Annotated in this window: 23 protein-coding genes; 5 read left to right on the top strand and 18 right to left on the bottom strand. The window is 38.6% G+C overall.

The annotated features are described in order from the left end of the window. Positions 1-23: 23 nt before the first annotated feature. The 7 genes from GHI93_RS09200 to GHI93_RS09170 form a co-directional block, all read right to left on the bottom strand. Positions 24-416, bottom strand: coding sequence for a Mini-ribonuclease 3 (locus GHI93_RS09200; protein ID WP_153496761.1), 393 nt, complete (start codon positions 414-416; stop codon positions 24-26). Continuing rightward, positions 409-1,794 carry a cysteine--tRNA ligase gene (gene cysS, locus GHI93_RS09195; RefSeq protein WP_153496760.1) on the bottom strand — a complete coding sequence of 462 codons (1,386 nt, stop codon included), beginning with the start codon at positions 1,792-1,794 and terminating at the stop codon, positions 409-411. Before cysS ends, GHI93_RS09200 begins: the two co-directional genes overlap by 8 nt. Positions 1,795-1,808: 14 nt before the next feature. Beyond that, complete coding sequence (locus tag GHI93_RS09190) at positions 1,809-2,405, bottom strand: TMEM175 family protein (protein WP_153496759.1); 597 nt, start codon at positions 2,403-2,405, stop codon at positions 1,809-1,811. 10 nt (positions 2,406-2,415) lie between these two features. Further along, the gene (gene cysE / locus GHI93_RS09185; protein ID WP_153496758.1) at positions 2,416-3,015 is read right to left on the bottom strand and encodes a serine O-acetyltransferase; all 600 of its coding nucleotides are present in this window, start codon (positions 3,013-3,015) and stop codon (positions 2,416-2,418) included. A 159-nt stretch (positions 3,016-3,174) separates the two neighbouring features. Then, a complete protein-coding gene (locus GHI93_RS09180; RefSeq protein ID WP_153496757.1) occupies positions 3,175-3,948 on the bottom strand; it encodes a hypothetical protein in 774 nt (257 codons plus the stop codon). 53 nt (positions 3,949-4,001) lie between these two features. After that, entirely contained in the window at positions 4,002-6,323 is a 2,322-nt protein-coding gene (gene pnp, locus GHI93_RS09175) for a polyribonucleotide nucleotidyltransferase (protein WP_153496756.1), read from the bottom strand. A 187-nt stretch (positions 6,324-6,510) separates the two neighbouring features. Further along, positions 6,511-7,665, bottom strand: coding sequence for a hypothetical protein (locus GHI93_RS09170; protein WP_153496755.1), 1,155 nt, complete (start codon positions 7,663-7,665; stop codon positions 6,511-6,513). 317 nt (positions 7,666-7,982) lie between these two features. On the opposite strand from GHI93_RS09170, the gene GHI93_RS09165 reads away from it, so the two are divergent. The 3 genes from GHI93_RS09165 (at position 7,983) to GHI93_RS09155 (ending at position 10,594) form a co-directional block, all read left to right on the top strand. Further along, entirely contained in the window at positions 7,983-8,948 is a 966-nt protein-coding gene (locus GHI93_RS09165; RefSeq protein WP_343030353.1) for a ribose-phosphate diphosphokinase, read from the top strand. Between the two features lie 171 nt (positions 8,949-9,119). Next, positions 9,120-10,235 carry a cysteine desulfurase family protein gene (locus GHI93_RS09160; RefSeq protein WP_343030355.1) on the top strand — a complete coding sequence of 372 codons (1,116 nt, stop codon included), beginning with the start codon at positions 9,120-9,122 and terminating at the stop codon, positions 10,233-10,235. A gap of 20 nt (positions 10,236-10,255) precedes the next feature. After that, positions 10,256-10,594, top strand: coding sequence for a DUF1831 domain-containing protein (locus GHI93_RS09155; RefSeq protein ID WP_153496753.1), 339 nt, complete (start codon positions 10,256-10,258; stop codon positions 10,592-10,594). A 169-nt stretch (positions 10,595-10,763) separates the two neighbouring features. On the opposite strand, the gene tuf is transcribed toward GHI93_RS09155, so the two are convergent. Beyond that, positions 10,764-11,960: an elongation factor Tu gene (gene tuf, locus GHI93_RS09150; RefSeq protein ID WP_153496752.1), complete on the bottom strand. Its 1,197-nt coding sequence runs from the start codon at positions 11,958-11,960 to the stop codon at positions 10,764-10,766. Between the two features lie 285 nt (positions 11,961-12,245). On the opposite strand from tuf, the gene GHI93_RS09145 reads away from it, so the two are divergent. After that, positions 12,246-12,437 carry an SPJ_0845 family protein gene (locus GHI93_RS09145; protein WP_153496751.1) on the top strand — a complete coding sequence of 64 codons (192 nt, stop codon included), beginning with the start codon at positions 12,246-12,248 and terminating at the stop codon, positions 12,435-12,437. An 81-nt stretch (positions 12,438-12,518) separates the two neighbouring features. Beyond that, positions 12,519-12,635 (top strand): DUF4044 domain-containing protein, encoded by a 117-nt coding sequence (locus GHI93_RS09140; protein WP_153496822.1) that lies wholly within the window; start codon positions 12,519-12,521, stop codon positions 12,633-12,635. Between the two features lie 66 nt (positions 12,636-12,701). On the opposite strand, the gene ileS is transcribed toward GHI93_RS09140, so the two are convergent. The 10 genes from ileS to rlmB all read right to left on the bottom strand — a co-directional run bounded on the left by ileS (position 12,702) and on the right by rlmB (position 23,823). Continuing rightward, on the bottom strand, positions 12,702-15,491 hold the full coding sequence (gene ileS, locus GHI93_RS09135) for an isoleucine--tRNA ligase (protein ID WP_153496750.1): 2,790 nt from the start codon (positions 15,489-15,491) through the stop codon (positions 12,702-12,704). Between the two features lie 340 nt (positions 15,492-15,831). Continuing rightward, on the bottom strand, positions 15,832-16,749 hold the full coding sequence (locus GHI93_RS09130) for a DivIVA domain-containing protein (RefSeq protein WP_153496749.1): 918 nt from the start codon (positions 16,747-16,749) through the stop codon (positions 15,832-15,834). 73 nt (positions 16,750-16,822) lie between these two features. After that, on the bottom strand, positions 16,823-17,611 hold the full coding sequence (locus GHI93_RS09125; protein ID WP_153496748.1) for a YlmH family RNA-binding protein: 789 nt from the start codon (positions 17,609-17,611) through the stop codon (positions 16,823-16,825). Next, positions 17,611-17,910 (bottom strand): YggT family protein, encoded by a 300-nt coding sequence (locus GHI93_RS09120; protein WP_246177071.1) that lies wholly within the window; start codon positions 17,908-17,910, stop codon positions 17,611-17,613. The genes GHI93_RS09125 and GHI93_RS09120 overlap by 1 nt, the downstream gene beginning before the upstream one ends. Beyond that, the gene (locus GHI93_RS09115) at positions 17,910-18,512 is read right to left on the bottom strand and encodes a cell division protein SepF (RefSeq protein ID WP_153496747.1); all 603 of its coding nucleotides are present in this window, start codon (positions 18,510-18,512) and stop codon (positions 17,910-17,912) included. Before GHI93_RS09115 ends, GHI93_RS09120 begins: the two co-directional genes overlap by 1 nt. Before the next feature lie 173 nt (positions 18,513-18,685). Next, positions 18,686-19,366: a YggS family pyridoxal phosphate-dependent enzyme gene (locus tag GHI93_RS09110; RefSeq protein ID WP_153496746.1), complete on the bottom strand. Its 681-nt coding sequence runs from the start codon at positions 19,364-19,366 to the stop codon at positions 18,686-18,688. Further along, a complete protein-coding gene (gene ftsZ, locus GHI93_RS09105; protein WP_153496745.1) occupies positions 19,367-20,638 on the bottom strand; it encodes a cell division protein FtsZ in 1,272 nt (423 codons plus the stop codon). A 26-nt stretch (positions 20,639-20,664) separates the two neighbouring features. Continuing rightward, positions 20,665-22,041, bottom strand: coding sequence for a cell division protein FtsA (gene ftsA, locus GHI93_RS09100; RefSeq protein ID WP_153496744.1), 1,377 nt, complete (start codon positions 22,039-22,041; stop codon positions 20,665-20,667). 154 nt (positions 22,042-22,195) lie between these two features. Next, a complete protein-coding gene (locus tag GHI93_RS09095; protein ID WP_153496743.1) occupies positions 22,196-23,065 on the bottom strand; it encodes a DegV family protein in 870 nt (289 codons plus the stop codon). A 26-nt stretch (positions 23,066-23,091) separates the two neighbouring features. Beyond that, a complete protein-coding gene (gene rlmB, locus GHI93_RS09090) occupies positions 23,092-23,823 on the bottom strand; it encodes a 23S rRNA (guanosine(2251)-2'-O)-methyltransferase RlmB (protein ID WP_153496742.1) in 732 nt (243 codons plus the stop codon). Positions 23,824-23,923 lie beyond the last annotated feature (100 nt).

Below are 23,923 nucleotides of genomic sequence, written 5' to 3'. Positions count from 1 at the left end.
TCAGCATTTTTAAAATAATCTGTTTATAAATCAATTGTGGTCAAACAAAATTGCCATAATTCTTCCAAGCGTTCTTCTTGATGTGTCAAATGAAGCATCCCAAATACGGCTTCAAATCCTGTTGAAATTCTGTAAGTAATCACATCTGTATTTTTCGCAGTCGTTTTACTATGGGCATTTCTACCACGCTTGAAATAAACCAATTCTTCTTCTGACAGAAACTGCTGCTCTTGCATGTGAGCAATCACAGCAGCTTGTGCTTTTGCTGAAACAAATTTGGTTGCATTTTTTTGGAGCTGAGCTGGTTTTGTCACTCCCTGTGCTAAAAGATAATCGCGCACGAAAACTTCGTAAACGGCATCTCCTATATAGGCCAGTGCAATACCATTTAGTCGTCTAGCTTGTGCTTCATTCATGATGCCACCGGACCCCATCTTTCGTATCTTCTAAGATAATTCCACGCGCTTTGAGCGCATCACGGATGTGATCTGATTTTGCAAAATCACGATTTTGGCGTGCTTGTTGGCGTTCTTCAATCAACGCTTCAATTTCACTTTCAAGCGGTGTCGCCTCTTCAAAATGAAGCCCTAAAATTTCTAACACAGCCTCAAAAAATGACTTTATCTCAGCACTATAATGTCCTTTATTAATCCAACTAATCATGTCATAAAAAACGGTTAATGCATTAGCAATATTAAAATCATCATCCATCGCTTCTTCAAATTTATTTTTGAAAGCTGCCAGCATTTTTTTTGTATCATCCGCTGTCGTTTTTTCTGTCAGTGCTGACAGCATCGTGCTGTCAGTACTGACAAGATTACGATACGTATTTTCGATTTTCTTAACATTATTTTCTGCTTCAATGAGCGCATCATCAGTGAAATTAACTGGTCTGCGATAATGCGTGGCTGCTAAGAAAAAGCGCAGATGCTTTGCAGGAATCACCTTAAGTAATTCATGAACCGTGGTAAAGTTACCAAGTGATTTGGACATTTTTTCTCCATCGACATTGATAAACCCATTATGCATCCAATAATTGACAAATGAATGACCCGTTTTTGCTTGAGACTGTGCAATTTCATTTGTGTGATGAGGAAATTCAAGATCTACTCCCCCGCCATGAATATCAATTGTCTCTCCTAATAAATTCTCAACCATCACTGAACATTCAATGTGCCAGCCAGGACGTCCCATGCCCCAAGGGGATTTCCATGACACCTCACCAGGCTTTGCAGCTTTCCAAAGTGCGAAATCTGCCGATGACTCTTTACGGAGCGTTTCTTCATCTGTCCTACCTGAAGCACCAGCTATAAGCTCTGATAGATTTTTATTTGCAAGTTTTCCATAGTCTTTTGATTTTGCGACACGAAAATAAACATCCCCTTGTGAGACGTAAGCAAATTCTTTTTGGATCAAATCGTCAATAAAACTTATCATAGGTGCAATGTATTCACTTGCTTTAGGGTTTGCACTTGCGCGCTTTACTCCAAGCGCATCAGTATCTTCAAAAAACGCCTCAATATAGCGCTGTGAAAATGCTGTGGTGGTCATTTTTTCAGCATTTGCTCCTTTGATAATTTTATCATCCACATCAGTAAAATTCGAGACAAAATTCACTTCAAAACCACGATATTCCAAATATCTTCTAATTACATCAAAAGAAACTACCGCACGCGCATTGCCGATATGAATATAATTATAAACGGTTGGTCCGCAGACGTACATTCTTACTTTACCTGCCTCAATGGGCTGAAAAACTTCCAATTGACGACTCATTGTATTATAAATTTTCATTTTAACTCCTTTTTTTATTCATTTTCATCATCAAAAACCACTGAGCTAATCAAGCTTCTGATTGGAAGATAAAGCAAGACAAAGCTTGAGCCATTACTTCCCACAAAGAAAGACAAAACAATTGCAAGGGTTGCCATTAAAAGCAGATCCCACGCACTGTGTCGGTTTCTTTTTAGGGTGATCCCATTGAATTGATAAACCTTTTGACAAAGCATACTAATAAACCGCGAAACCACAACAATATAGATCACATAGACGATGGTAAATAGTGTAGGGTGTGTTCCGATATTGACTTGCGTCATGAAAGGAAATAGTGACAAAAGCATCAAAAAAATCACATATAAAAATACGTGCAGCCCGCTGATTTTGTGAATGCGATGAAAAAATTTTGTCATATCGAAATAATAAGATAAAACAACCAAAAAACTCACAAAAAAGATGACTAACGCATTAAACGTTTCTTGTAAAGCGTAGTGTTGTCCATTCAAAAGATGAGGTACTGGAATTTCAAGAACCATAAGCGTCGCAATAATCGACATGATTGCATCCGTAAAGGTTTTTAAAGTCTCAATCATGTGCTTTTCATAACATGCGATTTTTCTTTTTTTCATTTGATTTTCCTTATAAATGAGAAGAGTGATAACTTGCTTCCCTTTTTTCTTCTAAGGTTAAGATTTCTTTTTCATCCTTTTTTCCATTGATACGGACGACTTTTGCTGGAATCCCAACGACCGTGACATAAGCTGGAACATCTGTCACAACAACTGCACTTGCTCCTACTTTTGCATTTTCACCAATCTCAATCGGACCTAAAAGTTGCGCATGAGCAGAAATAAGTGCCCCTTTTCGGACCGTGGGATGCCTTTTTCCTACATCTTTTCCTGTTCCACCAAGTGTAACACCATGATACAATTTCACCTCAGTTTCGACAACTGCTGTTTCGCCAATCACAAGACCAGAGCCATGATCAATAAATATTCCAAACGCAAGTTCAGCGCCTGGATGAATCTCGATTTGCGTTAAAAACCGCCAAAACTGAGAATGCATCCGAGCTAAAAGTTTGAGATCATGTTGCCATAACCAATGTGAAAATCGGTGCGCAGCAAGTGCCTTCAACCCTGGATAGGTCAAAATAATTTCTAAAGCTGAACGCGCAGCGGGATCATTTTCACGCGTCACTCGAATGCCCTCACTCCAGAATCCCTTCTTCACTTTTTTCATTTTTACCACATTTCATTTTAATTTCTCGAAAATAGAGAAAAATATAAAAATACTTATCGTAATTATACCATAAGTATTAAAGAGTAAGAGTTACTCAAATATAATCTTGAAAAAATACTGATTTTTTTCTTTTTTGAGCGCTTAATGTTTTACGTGGTCTTATTCGATTTCATCCCACATCATCACTGTTTTTTCATAATCATCCCCTGATGTGTCGAGCGGATCAATTGTAATTCCATGTGTGTTTCCAAAATGATTCACTCCATTTTCTGGATGACGTAATTCTTTTAATGTGATGGGTAAAATTTGGCCTTGATTTTCTTTGAATGCTTCCGAAAAATATGGTTCGTTATACCACAAAGCTAAGCTATTCAAATTATCAAAGACAGGAACAAATTCACGTCCATCTTTAGCAACTAAATTAGCAAAACCACGATTTACCTCCTCTTTTTCGTCTTTCCAAATGAATAAGGGCACAAGGTAAGTTCTTTCTTTTTTGTCAATGCTCATATTTTTTGAATCAAGCATGACATTTAAAATTTCAGTGTAATATCCGATAAATCCAAGTAAATCTTTTTTATCGAAATAAGCTGTATTACCATGATCCTCATCTTTTTCTAATTTTGGATTAAATGCTACTGCTTCAATCTCCATTTGCATTAAAGCCACTAAAATCTCACGAATTGGGCGTAATTCCCATTTCGTTTCGATGTTGGCTAAATCTTTTTGAAAAATTTCTAAATCTTCTGGTGTGGTAAACACAGGTAATGTTTTTGCTCCATTATTCTCAAAGTAAAAAATTTGAGAAGGAACCAAGATTGGAAAAGTTTGCATGGCGTAAACTAGTGAAATATCTTCTAAAAATTGACCTTGATTTTTCAATGAATTTTTTAATTTATCGTCTAATTCTGGGCTAATATCGTATGAACTCATGATTTTCCTATTTCTACTCTAACGTGCGTTAGAAAATGACTGATGGACGGATTTTATTCTGGTTTTGTTGTTGAAAGTTCTGGAAAATCTTCATCAAAGATCGTACTTTTAGCATCACTATTATTTTCTCCTTGAGAGGATTTATGATGATGCACTGTGAATTTTTGATTTTGTGCGGTTGACCGATCTTTTTGATCATTAAATTTGCGATTTCCGTTTCGTTTCCCATTTTCGCGGCGCTCACGTGGTTTACGCTCAGGTTCAACATAATCCTCTGGCTTTTCAATCAAAGCCCGCATAGAAGCGTCCACACGTCCTTTGTCATCAATCTTTATGACTTTAACTTTGACAGTATCCCCTATTTTAACTGCATCTTCAACTTTGTTTGTTCTCTTCCAAGACAGCTCTGAAATATGAACCATTGCATCTTGTTTGCCAAATAAATTTACAAATGCACCAAAGTTTTCAATCCGAACCACTTTAGCCTCATAAATATCGCCTACTTTTGCTTCACGAATCAGCTCTAAAATCATTGATTTTGCACGATTAATCGCATCTAAATCATTTGAGAAAATCGCAACATTTCCCACTTCATCAATATCAATTTGGACGTGTGTTTCATCAATGATTCCATTGATATTTTCGCCACCTTTACCAATCACGACTTTGATTTTATCTACATCAATTTTCATGGCTTCAATCTTCGGAGCAGATGGAGCTAATTGAGGTCTCACTTCTGGAATAGTTGCTTCTATCACATCCAAAATTTCCATTCGAGCAACTTTAGCTTGAGCTAAAGCTTCAGCTAAAATTTCTTGTGTAATGCCTTGAATTTTGATGTCCATTTGAAGTGCGGTAATTCCGTCACGCGTTCCTGCAACTTTAAAATCCATGTCTCCAAAGTGATCTTCCAATCCTTGAATATCTGTCAAAATAGTATAATCAGAGCCGTCTGAAATCAATCCCATCGCGATTCCAGCAACAGGAGCTTTGATAGGAACACCTCCTGCCATCAGTGCTAATGTGCCCGCACAAATTGACGCTTGCGAGCTTGAACCATTGGATTCCAAAACCTCAGCAACTAATCGAATCGCATAAGGAAATTCTTCTAAGCTAGGTAAAACTTGTGCTAACGCACGTTCTCCTAATGCACCATGTCCGATTTCACGTCGTCCCGGTGCACCATATCTCCCCGTCTCTCCGACAGAATATTGAGGGAAGTTATAGTGGTGCATGAACCGTTTTTTATGTTCAAAATCTAATCCATCGATGATCTGAGCATCTCCCATAGGTGCTAAAGTCAATGTCGAGAGTGCTTGCGTTTGTCCGCGTGTAAACAGACCAGAACCATGTGTTATCGTGTTTGGTGTGAAGTCCACTTGTGCTTCTAACTGACGAATTTCATCAATCTGTCGTCCATCTGGGCGAATTTTTTCTTCGATGATCAATCGGCGAACTTCTGCGTGTTCCATTTGCTCTAAGATTTCTGATACGTCTCGTAATACAAGTTCTAAATTTTCTGCTTGTGCATATTCTGCTTCAAATTCAGCAAGTGCTTTTTCTTTTACAGCTTTTGTTTGTGCTTCACGGGTTACTTTATCTGCATTTTTTATTGCATTTTTCAAATCAGAATGATATTTGGCATGCACCACAACTGCAAGGGAAGGATCAACTTGCAATATTTCTACCTCTGCTTTAGTTCGTCCAACAGCAAGGACAATTCTTTTTTGAAACTCAATCAATACTTTGATGGCTTCGTGTCCTGCTAAAAGAGCACCTAACATGATGTCTTCTGAGAGTTCTTTTGCTCCAGATTCCACCATATTGATTGCGGTTTGTGTCCCTGCTACTGAAAGCTCAAGCGCTGAATTTTCTTTTTGAGTTTTTGAAGGATTGATGATATAATGACCGTCAATATAAGCCACTTCGACCCCAGCAATCGGGTCATCAAATGGAATATCTGAAATCGCAAGACTCAAAGATGATCCTAACATTGCTGCCATTCGAGGTGTGGCATCTTCATCATAAGATAGCACTGTATTGATTACTTGGACTTCATTGCGAAATCCTTCTTGAAACATTGGACGAATTGGACGGTCAATCAATCGTGCCGTTAAGGTTTCATCCGTTGACGGACGACTTTCACGTTTCATAAATCCACCAGGGAATTTTCCTGCAGCATACATTTTTTCAGTATAATTGACTGTGAGAGGGAAAAAATCTCCCTTAGCTAATCCGCCCATTGTTGCTGCTGTTAAGACCGTAGTGTCCCCATAACGAACCACTACTGCACCATTTGCTTGTTTTGCGACTTGACCTGTTTCTACCGTCAACGTACGCCCTGCAAATTCCATTGAGAATGTTTCTTTTGACATCTTTTTCTCCAATATTTTTATGATTTTAAATGATAATAGCAAGATATTAATATTTTTTAGAGCATGTCATGACTATTTTTTATGTTTCGATGCTCAATTAAAAAACAATAGATTACCCTATTATACAACTTTTTGAGATTAAAAAAAAGCCTTTTCAAAAGGCTTTCTTTATTGATTCATTTGAAAATTAATCTGCTGTTTTTACGCCTACTGTTCCTGATACTTTAAATTGATTTGCAGCTGGAAGTGCTTTATAAGCATCCAATTGTTTTTGAGTTGCAAAGTAGAGATTTCCTGTGATCATGGATTCTGAAACAGTGCCTGCAGGTGTCTTCATACCACGTGATTGGAGTGAGCCATCTTTTCCAACATAAACATCACCTTTTACATTTCCACCTTCAAAGTCTGTGGCAGGTGAGTTGACGATCAAACGTCCGACTGTCAAAGTAAATGTGCCTGTGATTTGGTGTGTTTGATTTGTTGTTGCAAGGGCAAGTGTCCGTTGGACCATACCTGCTTCATTCAAGAAGATGCCATCAACTGTGATGTCTTTTCCTGAAGCATCGATGTCTTTATTTGCTGCGACTAACCATGCGCCATTTTTTCCAAGTCCTGAAGTAAATGTTGCTGCATCTGCAGTTCCTGTGGTTGCTCCGGTTTGAGTATCTGATCCATTTCCTTTGAAGAGGTAAGTCACATTTCCGTGTTCAGCTGCTTTAATCGCACCTGCACCGTATGAAACAACGTCACCTTTAACAACAGATGTTGTTCCAGTAACTTTAACTTTTTGTGCGTCTGGCAATTTATTGTAAGCATCAAGTAAGGCTTGGCTCGCAAAAGTCAAATTCCCATCAATAGTGGCTTGTCCAGCAACCCCTTGACCTGTTTGTCCGTGGAATCCTGCTGCAAAAACATCTACATTTCCTTTGACTGTACCGTTTGAGATATAGAATCCTGGAGATTTCACTTCGATTTTACCAACTGTTAGTGTGTAACGTGCTGTGATTTTGAAGTTGCTATCTTGATTGTAGATTGCTAATTTACGCGCAACGGCATTGTCGCCAAGAAAGAGCCCTTCCACGGTCAGTGTTTTTCCAGAAGCGTCCATATCTCCTTTTGTCGCATTTAACCATGCGCCATTTTTAGCAAATCCTTTTTGAAGATCTGCAAAGCTATCGGTCCCTTTTGTTGCTCCAGCAAAGACATCCATTGTTTTTGCTGATTGAGTTGTTTTCGCATCAGAACTTGATGTTTTAGTTGAGTTGTTGTTTCCACAAGCAGCAAGCATGGCTACTGAGAGTGCAGAAACTGCAAAAAGTGAGACGATTTTTGTTTTTTTCATTTTTTTTCTCCTCATGAAGATGATAAAATTTCGATTTGCCAAACAGATCATTTGACAAGTTGACAGTACTAGTATAGCACTATTTTATTTATTACGCAAGCGCTTGATCATGTTTTCACAAATTGATCACAACTGTCAACACAATGTTAGATTTATCTTTCAATTGCAAAAAATTAAAAGCCCTTTCATTCTGATCTGTGTTAAAAAAGACTATTCTTTTTATAAGTTTTTTGGTAAAATAGAGATATATCAAATAAAATGTTGGGAGTGTTCATCTTTGGATGACTCTTCCTATAATATGAAAATGGAGAGAATTCGTGGTTTACTCTGACTCGCACTTAAAACTATTTGCTTTGACTTCAAATCCTGGACTTGCTGAACACATCAGTCAATTTACAGGTGTTCCTTTAGGAAAAGTTTCTACGAAACAATTTTCTGATGGCGAAATTATGATCAATATGGAAGAAACGGTTCGGAGTCGGGATGTCTTCATCGTCCAATCAACGAGCTGTCCTGTCAATGATCATCTTTGGGAACTTTTAATCATGATTGATGCTTGCAAACGTGCTTCTGCTCATTCTGTCAATATTGTCATGCCTTACTTTGGTTATGCGCGTCAAGATCGTACAGCCACTTCTCGTGAGCCAATCACTGCTAAATTAGTGGCGGATATGATTGTTAAAGCTGGAGCAAGTCGCGTTTTAACATTGGATTTACACGCTGTTCAAGTGCAAGGATTCTTTGATATTCCAGTTGATAATTTGTTTACGGTGCCGCTTTTTGCAGACTATTATCGTAAAAATGGGTTGTTTGGTGATGATGTTGTGGTTGTTGCACCAAAGAATTCGGGGATTAAGCGTGCGCGTAGTTTAGCTGAATATCTTGAATCTCCTATCGCGATTGTGGATTACGAAGATGATGATAAACACCGTGAAAATGGCTATGTTATCGGAAATGTGACCGGTAAAAAAGTCATTTTAATTGATGATATTTTGAATTCTGGTGTGACTTTTGGAAATGCGGCAGCCGTTGTGAAAGCGGCGGGTGCAAGTGAGATTTATGCTGTTGCAAGTCATGGGTTATTCACTACTAATGCGGCGGATATTTTAAATCATGCGGGAATTAAAGAGATTGTGGTGACAGATTCTGTCGTGACGGATCATCGCAAACCTGAAAATGTGAAATATCTCTCTGCGGCTGAATATTTAGCCAGTGCGATTTTACGGATTCATGAGGGACGCCCTGTTTCTCCTTTATTTGAGCATGAAAAACCACAAGATTAACTGAAGCATTTTGGGATGCTTAAAAACTTCGATTCTTTCGTTGTTTTTTATTTTAGAGACAAAAAATTCTAAACGTGTTAAAATAGAAAAAGAATCAATGGATTTTTCTTCTGGTGAGGACTTTGTTTTGAGGTCGTCTTACTTATGATTCAGTGAAAGGAAGTAATCATTATTATATATTTAGATAACGCGGCGACAACGCCTGTATTGCCTGAGGTAGTGAAAGTGATGTCTGATGTCCTTCTTTCAACTTTTGGAAATCCTTCAAGCATTCATTCTTATGGGCGAATTGCTGCTCAGAAGGTCAGAAAAAGTCGTGAAGTCATTGCAAATGCCCTTGAGGTGACGCCACATCACGTGACTTTTACTTCTGGTGCAAGTGAGGCAAACGCAACAGCGCTCATTGGCTATGCACTTGCACATCGTGCACTTGGAAATCATCTTGTCAGTACTGAAATTGAACACCCTTCTGTTTTAAATGCACTGAGCTATCTTCATGACCGTCATGGTTTTGAGATTACTTTGGTCAAGCCCAAAAAGGATGGTTCCATCAGTGCTGACAGCATCATTAAAGCGATTCGTCCTGAGACAATTTTGGTAAGTGTGATGTGGTCAAATAATGAAACCGGTCAAATGCTTCCAGTAGCTGAGGTGGGTGATTATTTGAGGCATCATTCTGCGGTCTTTCATGTGGATGCAACACAAGTGATGGGAAAGATTCCAGTCCATCCACTTGAAATTGGGGCAGATTTTTTGAGTGCTTCTGCGCACAAATTTCATGGTCCTAAAGGTGTAGGATTTCTTTATCATGGTGATTTGAAGTTTGATCCGCTCATTCATGGAGGGGAGCAAGAAGAAAAACGGCGTGCTGGGACTGAAAATATTCATGGCTTGGTTGGAATGGCAAAAGCTTTGGAATTCGCTTTGGATCAGCTCAACCAACATTATGATCATGTTCTAGCGCTTAAATCCCATCTCATTGAGCAACTCACAGGTCTCAACTATTATAAAAATGAGTTTGGAACATCAATGCCATACGTCGTCAATCTGGCATTTCCTGGAATCAATCATGATTTACTATTGACAAAACTTGATTTGGCAGGAATTGCGATCTCTACAGGATCAGCTTGCACGGCAGGAACAATTGAACCCTCACACGTTTTGAGCAGTGTTTACGGGGAGCATGCTCCTCAATTAAAGGAAAACATTCGGATTTCTTTTTCAGAATTCAATACTTTTGAGGAAGTGGATGCGTTTGTTTTAGCATTAAAAAATAGTTTAAAATAAAATTAATTGTTGGAGGAATTATGGCTTTCGTTACAGAAAAAACATTGGAGGATTGCAAGCAAACCTACGCACTTGCGCCTACGATCAAAAAATTTACTTTAAAAGACAATACTTTTGCTCAAACAAAAGTGGGAAATTTTGAATTCAAGCGGATGCTTGAAGAAGTGCCCAATTCTGGTGCTGGTTTTTTATTAAAAATCATTATCAATCCAGATCTGACGGGATTTAAGATGTCCATCACTGACAAATCAGGATTGAGAAATGTTAATATTTTTAAAAATGCGACTGCCGTTATTCAGGAAAAATTTTATTTCCAAATGAATGTTTTGGTCGATCGTGGTATTTTTATCACAAAATAATTTCTGTCAGTGCTGACAGAGGTCATTTTGCTTGAAAACTAAAAAGGACTTGCTTTTTTTAATTAAAAAGAAGTCCTTTGTTTTTAATTTGCATCGTTGTCAGTACTGACAATGATGCTATTTTCGTAAAAAAAAGCTGTCAGTGCTGACAGCTTTTCATTTATTCGACTTATTTATCGATTGATGCAACCATACCTGAACCAACAGTACGTCCACCTTCACGGATAGAGAATGTTGTTCCTTCTTCGATCGCAACTGGGTGGATAAGGTCAACTTCGATGTGGACATTATCACCAGGCATTACCATTTCAGTTCCTTCTGGAAGTTTGATTGAACCAGTAACGTCAGTTGTGTGGAAGTAGAATTGAGGACGATAGTTGTCGAAGAATGGAGTGTGACGTCCGCCTTCTTCTTTGCTCAATACGTAAACTTCACCTTCGAATTGTGTGTGTGGAGTGATTGAACCTGGTTTAGCAATAACTTGACCACGTTCGATTTCGTCACGAAGGACACCACGTAAAAGCACACCAACGTTATCGCCGGCTTCACCACGTGTCAATGTTTTACGGAACATTTCAACACCAGTAACAACTGCTTTTTTAGTTTCTTCTTTGATTCCGACGATTTCGATTTCGTTACCCACTTCAACAACACCACGTTCGATACGTCCTGAAGCAACAGTACCACGACCAGTGATTGAGAATACGTCTTCGACTGGAAGAAGCAATGGTTTGTCAAGGTCACGTTCTGGAGTTGGGATGTAAGTATCAACGATATTCATGAGTTCAAGAATCGCATCAACATATTTTTGTTCGCCGTTCAATGCACCAAGTGCTGAACCTTGTACAAATGGAATATTGTCGCCGTCAAAGTCGTATTCGCTCAAAAGATCACGAACTTCCATTTCAACGAGTTCCATCAATTCATCATCATCAACGAGGTCAGCCTTGTTAAGGAAAACGATGAGGTATTTAACACCAACTTGACGTGAAAGCAAGATGTGTTCACGTGTTTGTGGCATTGGTCCATCAGTAGCAGCAACAACGAGGATTGCTCCGTCCATTTGGGCAGCACCAGTGATCATGTTTTTAACGTAGTCCGCGTGACCTGGCGCATCAATGTGAGCGTAGTGACGTGCTGGAGTTTCGTATTCAACGTGAGCAGTGTTGATGGTGATTCCACGTTCGCGTTCTTCTGGAGCAGCATCGATAGATGCATAGTCTTTAACAACGTTCGTTGCAGAAGGATATTTTTCAGCAAGAACTTTAGTAATTGCAGCAGTCAAAGTAGTTTTACCGTGGTCAACGTGTCCAATAGTACCAATGTTAACGTGTGGTTTACTACGATCGTATACAGCTTTAGCCATTTTTAAAAATGTCTCCTTTTAGAAAAAATAGTTTTTAATAGGCAGGCTGTGTCCCCACAATCTACCGTTCTTGACAATTATAACGAAAAACTGTGAAAAAAGCAAGTTTTATCAGCCCTTTTCATCTCTTTTTTTTGGGAAAATCTCATTTTTCTTTTACTTTCTTTTTTTATCCTCCTCATAAATGAATAGTTATGCAAGCGCATTACTCTTTTCTTGTAGTCATTTCCTAAAAATGATATGATTATTTCATGACTGATGTTCAAGAAAGAATGAGGTAAAATCATGGGATTAACGTTTAGAAAAAGAGATGATTTTGATAAAATGATGGATACACTTGGCGTATCCAATGTTGACGTGCTTAATACAGTCGATAAAACGACGAAAACGAGCGATAAAATCGAAGATCCATTTGCCAAATTTTTAGCTGCAGATGCTGATCAAAAAGGAATTGCTCAAGAAAACGAACAAAAATAAGAATCTCAATCCAAATCATTTAACATTTGAATTTTATATTTTTTCTTGTTACAATTGAAAGAAAAAATGATTGAGGAAATTATGGCTTATAAAAAACAACCCAAAAGTACTTTTCAAAAAATTGTATTCGTTGTCGTGATCGTCATGCTCATTTTGACACTCTTCACCGTTATTGCAATGGTACTTCCAGCACTATAATTCCTGCTTTTAGCAGGTTTTTTTATTCCAAAAAATGCTGTCAGTACTGACAGCATTTTGATTGTATTATGCATCAAATCCGTCTGTCAAAACAGATGGAAATTCTGATTCAACGATCTGTGCACAGTGATTACAAAGCATCTTGAGGAATTCATTTTCGTGTGTTCCAACAGTAGCATCTGTTCTGCGGCATCGCTCACATACTTCACCTTGGGCGTGTTCTACAAGGATTGCGCAGTCATTAAAGACGCTCGCTGTTTCTGGCGCTGGATCTTCTGAGATACTAAGCTCTGACACAATCAATAACTTCGCTAAATTTTCGTCCAACGAATGAAGTAAAGCGCGCGTTACTTCGTTTGGATAAATGGTCACTTTTGCTTCAAATGATTTTCCGATTAATTTTGCTTCACGTGCTTCTTCGAGCGCTTTGAGGACTTTCGTTCTAAAATCAAAGAACGCTGTCCAATTCTCCAAAAGTTCGCTTGATCCTGCGTAATCAATCGCGTCTGGCATTTCTGACAGATAGGCAAAAGGTTCTTTTTCTGATTCAAGATAGGTCCACACTTCTTCTGCGGTGTGCGGTAAGATTGGCACAAGCATTTTGACCAAATCAACTAACATTCGATACATCACTGTTTGCATCCCGCGACGTGATGCCGAATTTTTAGCCTCAATATAAACCACATCTTTTGCAAAATCAAGGTAAAATGCAGACAAATCATTCGTTAAGAAATTCACAATTTCTTTATAAACAGTCATGAAACTGTACGCGTCGTAGCTTTTTTTCACCGAGGCAATCAGTTCATTAAATTTGACTAACATGTACTTGTCAGAGCCCACAAGTTCTGCAAAATCAATGCTGTCAGTACTGACAGAAAAATCTGCTGTGTTCGCAATCAAAAAACGCAGGGTATTTCTGATTTTACGATAAGTATCTGCAACTTGACCTAAAATATCCATGGACACTCGAACGTCATTTTCATAATCCACAGAAGCGACCCACAGGCGAAGAATGTCTGCACCAAATTTTTTCGTAACATCCGCTGGAAGAATTGTATTGCCCAATGATTTAGACATTTTCATCCCTTTGCCGTCCAACACAAATCCTTGTGAAAGAACCGCTTTATAAGGAGCAATCCCATTAACGGCGACAGATGTAGTGATGGATGAATTAAACCATCCACGGTATTGATCAGAACCTTCCAAATAGAGATCGGCTGGATAAGTCAACTCTGAGCGCGTATTCAAAACACCATTCCATGAAGATCCTGAATCAAACCACACGTCCATGATGTCTTGTTCTTTTGTAAAAATACCGTTTGGCGCACTCGGATGTGTAAATCCTTCAGGAAGTAACTCACTTGCTTCATGTGTAAACCAATAGCCTGAACCATATTTTTCAAAAAGTTGTGCAACATGTTCTGTTGTTTCAGGAGTAATGATTGGGCTTCCATCTTCTCCATAAAAGATCGGTAACGGCACGCCCCACGCCCGTTGACGCGAAATAACCCAATCACCGCGATCGCGCACCATATTGTAAAGTCGGGTTTTTCCCCAAGTGACAATCCAATCCACACGCTCTACTTCATCCATAATCGCATGGCGGAATTTATCAATAGACGCAAACCATTGTGGTGTTGCACGATAAACCACAGGTTTTTTTGTTCTCCAATCGTGTGGATACGCGTGTGTGAAATAAGTGATCGAAAGCAAACGATCATTTTCTTCTAACCACCCTTGGATCGTTGGAATCGCGGCTTCATAAAACATTCCTTCAAGTCCTGGAGCGTTTTCATTGAATCGCCCTTGTTCATCTAAATCCTCAATCACAGGCAATTGATACGCACGAGAATAGAAATAATCATCTTCCCCATGATTTGGTGAGCTATGAACCAATCCTGTCCCAGAATCAGTTGAAACATAGTCCCCTACCATCACTAATGATTCACGATCATAAAAAGGATGATGTGCCGTCATCCGATCCATCTCACTTCCTTTGATCGATTGTACGATTTCAAAATCTTCCCAACCCAATTTTTCTGCCACATCTGAAACCAAATCTTGTGCCACTAAGAACTTGCGTTTTCCAACAGCAACTAAAACATAAGTAAAATCAGGATGGACAAAAATTCCGCGATTAGATGGGAACGTCCACACTGTCGTAGTCCAGATGACAAACTCTGTATCTTCTGGCAATTTACCTTTTGTATCTGCAGCCTTAAACGCCACATATAAAGAAGGAGACTTCACATCATGATATTCGATTTCAGCTTCAGCAAGTGAACTTTCTGAAGAAGGAGACCAATAGATTGGCTTTGCTCCCTTATAGATATAGCCTTTTTCAGCCATTTTACCAAAAACACGAATTTCTTGTGCTTCAAATTCAGGCAAAAGTGTCAAATAAGGATGTTCCCAATCGCCCAAAACACCAAGCGTTTTAAAGTCTGCACGCTGTTTATCCACTTGGGAAAGTGCATATTCTCGGCAGGCTTCCAAATACGCACCACGATCCATCTCTTTGCGCTTTAATCCAGCTTTAGCCAGTTGTTGCTCGATTGGTAAACCATGCGTATCCCAGCCTGGAACATATGGCGCACGAAAGCCAGACATGGATTTATAACGCACAATAATATCTTTTGACACTTTATTCAATGAATGTCCAATGTGAATATTTCCATTCGCATAGGGCGGTCCATCATGAAGCATGTACGAAGGTTTTCCTTCATTCAATGCTTGGCGTTTTCCATACAAATCTGCATCGTCCCAATTTTTTTGCCACACTGGTTCTTTATTGGGCAGACCTGCGCGCATTGGAAATGCTGTTTTTCCAAGATTCAACGTATCTTTAATTTTCATTTTTTTCCTCCACGGAGTATTCTCACTTTTTCCACTGTGAATAAGTTCTGTCAGCGCTGACAAAATTTATTCACAGTGGAAAACTTATTTTTCATACAAAAAAACGACTTTCGAAAAAGGACGAAAAGCCGTGGTACCACCTTTATTTTTTCTGTCAGTACTGACAGAAAACTCAAAACAGGTAACGTCTGTGACACGTTTGGACTTACTTCATTTCAGTCCAAAAACAAATCCATTCTGGATCAAAATCAACTGATAAGCGACAAAATAGGGATTACAGATCTTCCATCCTCATCTGCTTGCTTGAAATATAAATTATCGCTGTTGGTTTGATTTTCATTTAGTTTTGTGTTTCATGATCTTGACTTTTTTCAAGCGCTTCATTCACCGTATTTTCAACAGAACCTGGATTTTCTTCAAGTTCGGGATAAATGACTTCAGGTGTTTCAATTGCTGGCGCAACGTCTGCTTCGAGCGTTTCATTTTCCACATCTTCTGGCGTATCTACTGATGGTGCTTCATTTTCAAGCTTTTGTTCTTCACCATCAACTGGATTTTCCATCTCATTTGACGTTGCTTGAATTTCAGAAGTGATTTCAGCTTCATCATCACCTATCGCCGCTTTTGGTTCAGTTTCCAGCGGTGTTTTAATTTCCACTGTCTCTTGATTCGTTGCTTCAATGATTTCTTGAAGTTTTTCTTCAGGATTAATCAAATAATCATTTGACGTTGGTTTGATGACTTCTTCCCATTCATCTGACGAAATAGAAGCCATTTGTGTTTCAATCATTGAAGACATCCGTTGATGATAAATCCGCATTTGGCGCTTCAAATCATCCGTATTTCGTACTAATTCACGCGCATCATCAGCCGCTGAATTCAAAATATAGCTGGCTTCTTTTTTTGCAGCATCAATGATGGCTTGACTTTTTGTTGATGCTTCAGCAACAGTCATCTGACTTCGCGTTGCTGCCTCACCAATCATTCCATCTGCTTCTTTTTGCGCTTGCGCACGCAAATTATCCGCCGCATCTTGAGCAACAACAATGGATTTATTTAACGAATCTTTCATCTCATCAAAATATTTCACGCGTTCACGCAAAGATTTCAACTCACGCTCTTGATCTTTCAATGTTTGTGCAAAATCGTCGTAATCACGTACAACGATATCCAAAAATTCATCCACTTCGTGCTTATTAAATCCACGCCATTGTGGATTAAATGTTTTGTTTTGGACGTCAAGACTATTTAATGTCATCACTCCTCCTTTAGCTCAAGCGTTCATTTTACAATCGAAAATCAACCTCAAGCCATTCTCATTTATTTCTAAATTATTTTCTATTTTTTAGAATTTCCACAGAAACGCGTTGCTTTCCTTTTTTAGTTTCACCTAAAAAATCCGAAATCCGAATCCGACCATATCCACGGACACTGATCAAATCCCCACTTCTAACAACACCATTTCTTTTTTCAATTTCGAGGTAATTTACTTTTACCTTCTTTGATTCTACCATATTCGCAGCAAGATTGCGAGAAACTTTAAAAGAAGCTGCAATTATTTTATCAATGCGCGCAGTTTCCACAAGAATCACTTCTTTTGTGGCCTCTTGATTACTTTTTGTCAGCGCTGACAGCTCAATAGCTTTGATTTTTACCGCAACACGAGCAATTTTGTCAATGCTTTCAAAAACATCAATCAAGTGACGACTGACAAACACTTGGACCGTTTTGTCAGTAATGACAATATCTCCAATCTCCTGACGTTTTACGCCCGTTTGATGAAGCAACGCCCCCAAGACTTGCGCATGGCTCAGTTGATTATAGTGATGCGCAAACTGAATTTCAAGCAACGCCAAATCAAAATCCGCAACATCCAAAATATAAAATGACGGAGCCAAAATAATTTTTGTCAGCTCTGACAGAGCAAGCTCACCCGTCGAAAAGCACTGAATGTCTCGATTTCCAATCAGCTGCTTTAAAATTAAAGCTTCTCTAGGATTCAAAAAATACGTACTGATCACACTGTACTGATCATCAACTTGCATCAGCCAATCCAAACACCGCTCAATAAACTGGCGCTCATCAGCTTTAAAATGCTGATAAATATCTTCATGACTCATCACATCGAACGCACCAGCATATTAAACACAATCCGAATAAATTGTTCAATCACCTGAAGCGAAATCAATGCCACAAGAACAGATAAATCAAGTCCCGCAATCCGCAATGGCAAGCGATCAAACAAACTCAAATAAGGGCGTGCCACCCGTGTCAAAATGCGTCCAATACTACTTGTTTGAATTTGAGGCACCCAGCTCATTAAAGCATAAGCCACCAAAATCCAACTATAAATATTCATCAGAATAAATAAAATGTTAATGAAATTTGCAATAAAACCTAACGTTGAAATGGTCATCATCAATATAAATCATAGCTTTCAAAATTTTTCCCTGCTAAAACAGACATTTCTTTAGCAGCGTCAACAGTGATATGTGCTGGCGTCATCAAGAAAATTTGACCCCCAACATTTTGAATATCCCCATCAATCGTGAAAGCAACGCCCGTCATAAAATCAATCGAACGGCGCGCTTGATTATCTCCCATATATTTAAAATTCACAAGAACCGACTCTCCATTTTTTATAATGCGAGCGGCTTCCATGATATCGGCATACGCACGCGGTTCTTTAATTGCAATTGTAGAAATTGCTGCTGAAACTTGTTGTTGCACTGTTGTTGTCTGATTCATTGAGTTCTTTTCTAACGTTTTTTCTTTTGGTGCCACAAAAGGACGATTTGATGTTTGTACTCTTTGTTGCACTTGAGGTCTTGAAGTTTGACGTTGAGGATCACGAGTTTGTGTCGTCACCGCAGGTCTCACTTTTTCTTCAACTGCTGAATTTGATGGCGTAGGGACAACTACTGGTTTTGGTTTTTGCACAGGACGAGGCGTTTCATCAAATGTTTCATCTTCCTCTACAAAATAATCACGTAGATTATTTACCCAATCTTTAAAGGCCATTATTTCCTCCAGTTCCTAACTTAGTTTAATATCATCACTTTAACATTAATTTCCAAAACTTACCATCAATAATGATTCATTTTAAGAACAAATTTTAAAATATAGAAGTGAATCGTGTTTTTTCATTTCAATCTTGAACGTTTTCACTAAAAAGCAACCGTTCAATGCGCGTTTCATGCGATGCCACGAAAGAATTCATGACCAATTCGAACAAATGTAGCCCCTTCTTGAATCGCCACTTGATAATCTCTACTCATTCCCATACTTAATTCTGTACAGGACACATTTGGGATTTTCATTTCAGAAATCTTCATTTGCAATGCTTTCAAATCATGAAAAATCTGAGCACATTCTTTTTCATCAGCTTCAAAAGGAGCCATGGTCATTAAACCAACAATCTCAATTTTAGAAAATTGAGCAAACTCTAAAAGAATTTGATCCAGCGCACGAATAGAAAAACCATGTTTACTTTCTTCGCCAGAAATATTCACTTCTAAGAAACATTTGATTTTATGTTCCGCCCGCTTTTCAATTTCTTGAGCAAGCTTCAACGAGTCTAAAGCATGAAAGTAATCAACCAAGTTGATTACTTCTTTCACTTTTCGACGCTGTAAATTACCAATCAAATGCCAAGTAATGTCAAAATCCTTTAGTTTACGATATTTATCTAAAAATAATTCTACTCGATTTTCAGCAATATTTGAAATTCCGCTTTCCACAACTTCGCGTGCCAAATTAGCATCCACATATTTTGTGACCGCAAGAACCGTAACCTCTTGATTAGGATAAGGAGACACAGCTTTAGCCGCATCTACCTTCATCATGATATGTTTAGTATTTTCTTCAATTGTCATTTAACGTTTACGAAAGAAAGGCGGTGTATCTAAATCATCCTCAGAGTTTGGAACGCCATTAAAACTTGTAACGTTAGAAGCCTCATGATTATTAGTGTTATTAACCGATTGGCGTGGAGAAACTTCACGACGCAAATCCCAATCCCCAAAAGCAGAGTTTGCAGCATTATTATTTTGATTTTGAGCATGATTTGATGTCGCTGCTTGAGAAGAACGACTCACTGGAGTATGTGTCAAATTTGTGTTATGAACAAAGTTTTGACGACGGTTTGTATCTTCTTTACGGGAAGATGGATTAAATACCGCTTCAACTTCTTCTTTAGAAACACCTGTTGCAACAACAGTCACACGAATTTCATCCTTCATGTTTGGATCAAGAGATGTTCCAAGTAAAATATTAACATCATTTCCAGCTGCTGAAATTACAATTTCAGAAGCATCTTGAGCTTCTGTCAAGCTCATGTCCATACCACCAGTCACATTCAAAAGCACATTTTCAGCACCTTCAATTGTTGTTTCAAGCAAGGGACTGTAGATTGCTTTACGTGTTGCTTCCATGACACGGTCTTCACCAGTCGCAACACCGATTCCCATCAATGCATCCCCTTTATTTGCCATCACTGTTTTCACATCCGCAAAATCAAGATTAATCATTCCAGGATTCGTAATTAAATCTGTAACTCCTTGAACGCCTTGTCTTAAAACATTATCAGCTTCACGTAAAGCTTCTGTCAAAGGTGTTTTCTTATCTACGATTTCAAGCAAGTTATTATTTGAAATGATCAACAAAGTATCAACATTCGCACGTAATTCTTCAATTCCCTCAGTAGCAAAATAAGACCGTTTTGATCCTTCAAAACCAAATGGACGCGTCACAACAGCAACCGTTAATGCTCCCAATTCTTTAGCAATTTGTGCAATGATTGGTGCCGCACCAGTTCCTGTTCCACCGCCCATTCCAGCAGTAATGAAAATCATATCCGAACCTTCGAGCGCTTGTGAAATCGTTTCTGCAGATTCTTCAGCAGCACGTTGTCCTACTTCTGGCTGTGCACCAGCTCCAAGCCCACGAGTTAATTTTGGTCCAAGTTGAATCACTGTATCTGCTTTTGAGCTACGCAATGCTTGAACATCTGTATTTGCCGCGATAAATTCAACACCTGAAACACCTTCTTCAATCATCCGATTGATGGCGTTTCCTCCTCCACCGCCGACACCGATAACTTTAATGACAGCACCTTGTGTCAAGTCTGTATCAAATGAAAATTCCATTATTTAATTCTCCGTTTTCTGTGTGATTAGTCAAATAAGTTGCCAAACATATTTTTGATACGATCAACAACACCTTCTTTTTCCTCTTCAGGTTCTGGCGTTTTAGTAACAACAGGGGCTTGATAAAAATTCGTTTCAGCAGGCTGTTGTTCTGTTGGCGCTCCTCCATTTTGAGACGCAGGCATTTGAATAACTGGGGTTACAAAAGATTCTGTAGGTTCAGAAACAACATAGCTGTAATCCCCGCTAATTGCATGTGAAACTAAAACATCAATATCGCTTCGATTTCCTACAAAATCAATCACACTAATCACTTGTGCAAATGCAGGATTTCTAAGCCCCATCTCAGCAGGAACAAAAAGTCGAGCATTTAAGTTAAGCATCCGAGTTGCAAGATCTACAACACCCGGCATCGCAGCCGCACCACCAAGAAGGACAACACCACCAGGTGCATCAAAATTTTGATGCCGTTCAATGTCTTTTCTGACCCCATCAAAAATCTGACTCAACCGTGCTTCAATGATTTGAGAAAGATAAAATTCGGTGATTTGCTCTGGTTCTGTTTTACCGACAACATCCACCAAGAAATATTCTTCTTGACTAGCACGCTCAGTACTTGCTTCCCCATAATTCACTTTCAAATCTTCTGCAGCTGACAATGAGGTATTCAATACTGTCGAAATATCTTTCGTTACATACTCTCCGCCTTCAGGGCTGGTATGTGTAAACACTAATTTTTGTTCTTTAACCCCACTGACAGTAGTTTGTCCTGCCCCAAGATCAATCACAATTGTGCCAAATTCACGTTCACCTTCTGAGAGTACATAGCGCGACATCGCAAGAGGTGCAATCACGATATTATCAACAGTGAGTCCAGAACGCTCAACTACTTTTCTGATATTGTGAATTAATGTTTTTGGACCAGTATAAATCAATCCACGCATCTCTAAACGCACACCAAACATGCCACGTGGATCTGAAATACCTTGGAAACCATCCACTGTAAACTCTGTTGTTTCAACACTAATAATTTCACGTTCAGGAACAATTCCACGCATCAATGCGTTTTGAACAACTTGCAATACATCGTTGTCCGTAATTTCCTTCGTTTCTCCAATGATTGGAACCATGCCTTGACAAGGTTCCATTTCAAGTTGATTCGCAGGAATACTGACATTGATGTGATCAATCGTAATTCCAGCTCGTTCTTCTGCTGCGTGAACAGCTTTCACCAACGCTTGAGAAACTTTTTCTATATCAACAATGATGCCGTTTTTCAACCCATCACTTTTGGCGTTTCCAACACCGATTATATTCATTTCATCTGAGACGTATTCAGCAACCAATACTTTAATCGTATTTGTACCAATATCAACGCCTGTGTAAAGTCCACTTTTGGCCATAAAAGTGACTCCTTTCCTCGTCCATCACAATTCATTTTTATCGTTATTTAAGTGGGCGTATGATAAGTTTTACCTAATCACGCCCATTATCTATTTTAACACAAAATCACAGTAAAACAATAGTAGAACTGTGATTTTTTGTAATTTTTTTAGATTATTTTCTAACTTTTTGTGAAATAGAGAAAATAGCCAGTGTATTTTTTCCTGTGTGCGTCACGATGGTTGATCCAATTGGACGAATCTCAACTTCCTGAACAGATGAATTTTCAAGAATTTGCGTTTTTATCTCGAGCGCTGTCCCGATTTCTCCAGAATAGCCAATTACAATTTTAGGATACTGTAAATCAAGAGCACTCATCGTCTGATCAATCAAGTGTTTGATTGCCTTTTTCTTCCCACGAACTTTCGAGACTTGTCTTAATTTCCCCTTCGCATCAACATCTAAAAGCGGCTTGATATTGGCCATTGTACCTACTAACGCAGCAGCTTTTGGGATTCTTCCACCTCTTGCCAAATGATTTAAATCCTCAACCATAAACTGACTGCTCACTCTCATTTTCAAAGTCTCAATCAGCATTGCAACTTGATCAATCTGGAGCCCTTCATCTCTCAAAAGAACTGCTTGTTCTACCAAAATACCCTCGCCAGAAGCCGCTGCTAAACTATCCACTAAAATAATTTTTGCATCTGGAAAAGTTTCAAGAACCATCTCACGTCCAATAACAGCCGATTGAAATGTTCCAGATAAACCTGATGAAAAGCCAATGTACAATACATCTTCTGATTTTTCAGCATATTTTTTGAACGTATCAGCAAATACTCCTGAATTAATTTGTGATGTCTGCACACTTTGCCCGCTTTGCATCATCTGTAATAGTTCATCTGGTTTTAAACTTCCCTCACCAAATGTTGTATAAACTTGATTTCCAACAGTGACAGTCAAATCAAGAACTTGAATCTCATGCGCTTTTGTAAAACTTAATTCAAGATCGGAAGTTGAATCTGTTAAAATTTTAAACGTCATTTTTTATTCCTTTTCAAGTTTTTGACTTATTTTGAGCGATTTCTAAATACTTCATACATTAAAACACTTGCAGCGACAGAAGCGTTTAGACTTTGAACATGTCCGACCATCGGAATCGTGATCATTTCATCCACTTGCTTTTTAAGATTAAGTGCAATTCCTTTTCCTTCATTTCCAATGATTAATGCGACATTACCGTTGGTATTCCATTGATCATAAGGCGTTCCATCCATATCTGTCCCAAAAATCCAAAAATTGGCTGCTTTTAGCTTGGTCAATGCTTGAGAAAGGTTCGTCACTCGAATCACTGGGACATGTTGAAGCGCTCCAGTACTTGCCTTTACTGCAACTGGTGTAATTCCTACAGAGCGATGTTTTGGAATAATAATTGCATCAACACCTGTTGCATCCGCAGTTCTTGCAATGGATCCCAAATTATGAGGATCTGTCAATTCATCTAAAATGAGGAGGGTTGCATTTGTTTTTTCTTTAAGCTGATTTAATTGTTCATCCAAGTCAGCATATGAAAACGCAGCGACCCGTGCCACAACTCCCTGATGTACTCCATTTTCTGACATTTTATTCAATTCTGCCTTTGGTGTCCACGAGAGACTCACTTTTTTTTCACGTGCTAAAATTTTAATGTGATCAACATTTTTTCCTCGAAGATTTTCCTCTATGTAAAGTTTGTTTACTTTTGCTGATTGTAATGCCTCTGTAACGGCATGCACACCGTAGATAATATCCGTATTTTCCATGTGCTTATTATATCAAATTTTCTTCAAAAATGATGGAGATGAAGCAAGAAAAAAACAAAAAAATTATGTAATGAGCGATTTAAATTATGTAATTGATGAT

Origin of the sequence: Lactococcus hircilactis (genome assembly GCF_009601015.1) — a bacterium.
GTDB lineage: Bacteria > Bacillota > Bacilli > Lactobacillales > Streptococcaceae > Lactococcus > Lactococcus hircilactis.
Note: the sequence above shows the minus strand (reverse complement) of the source record. Positions and strands in the feature narration are given on the sequence as shown.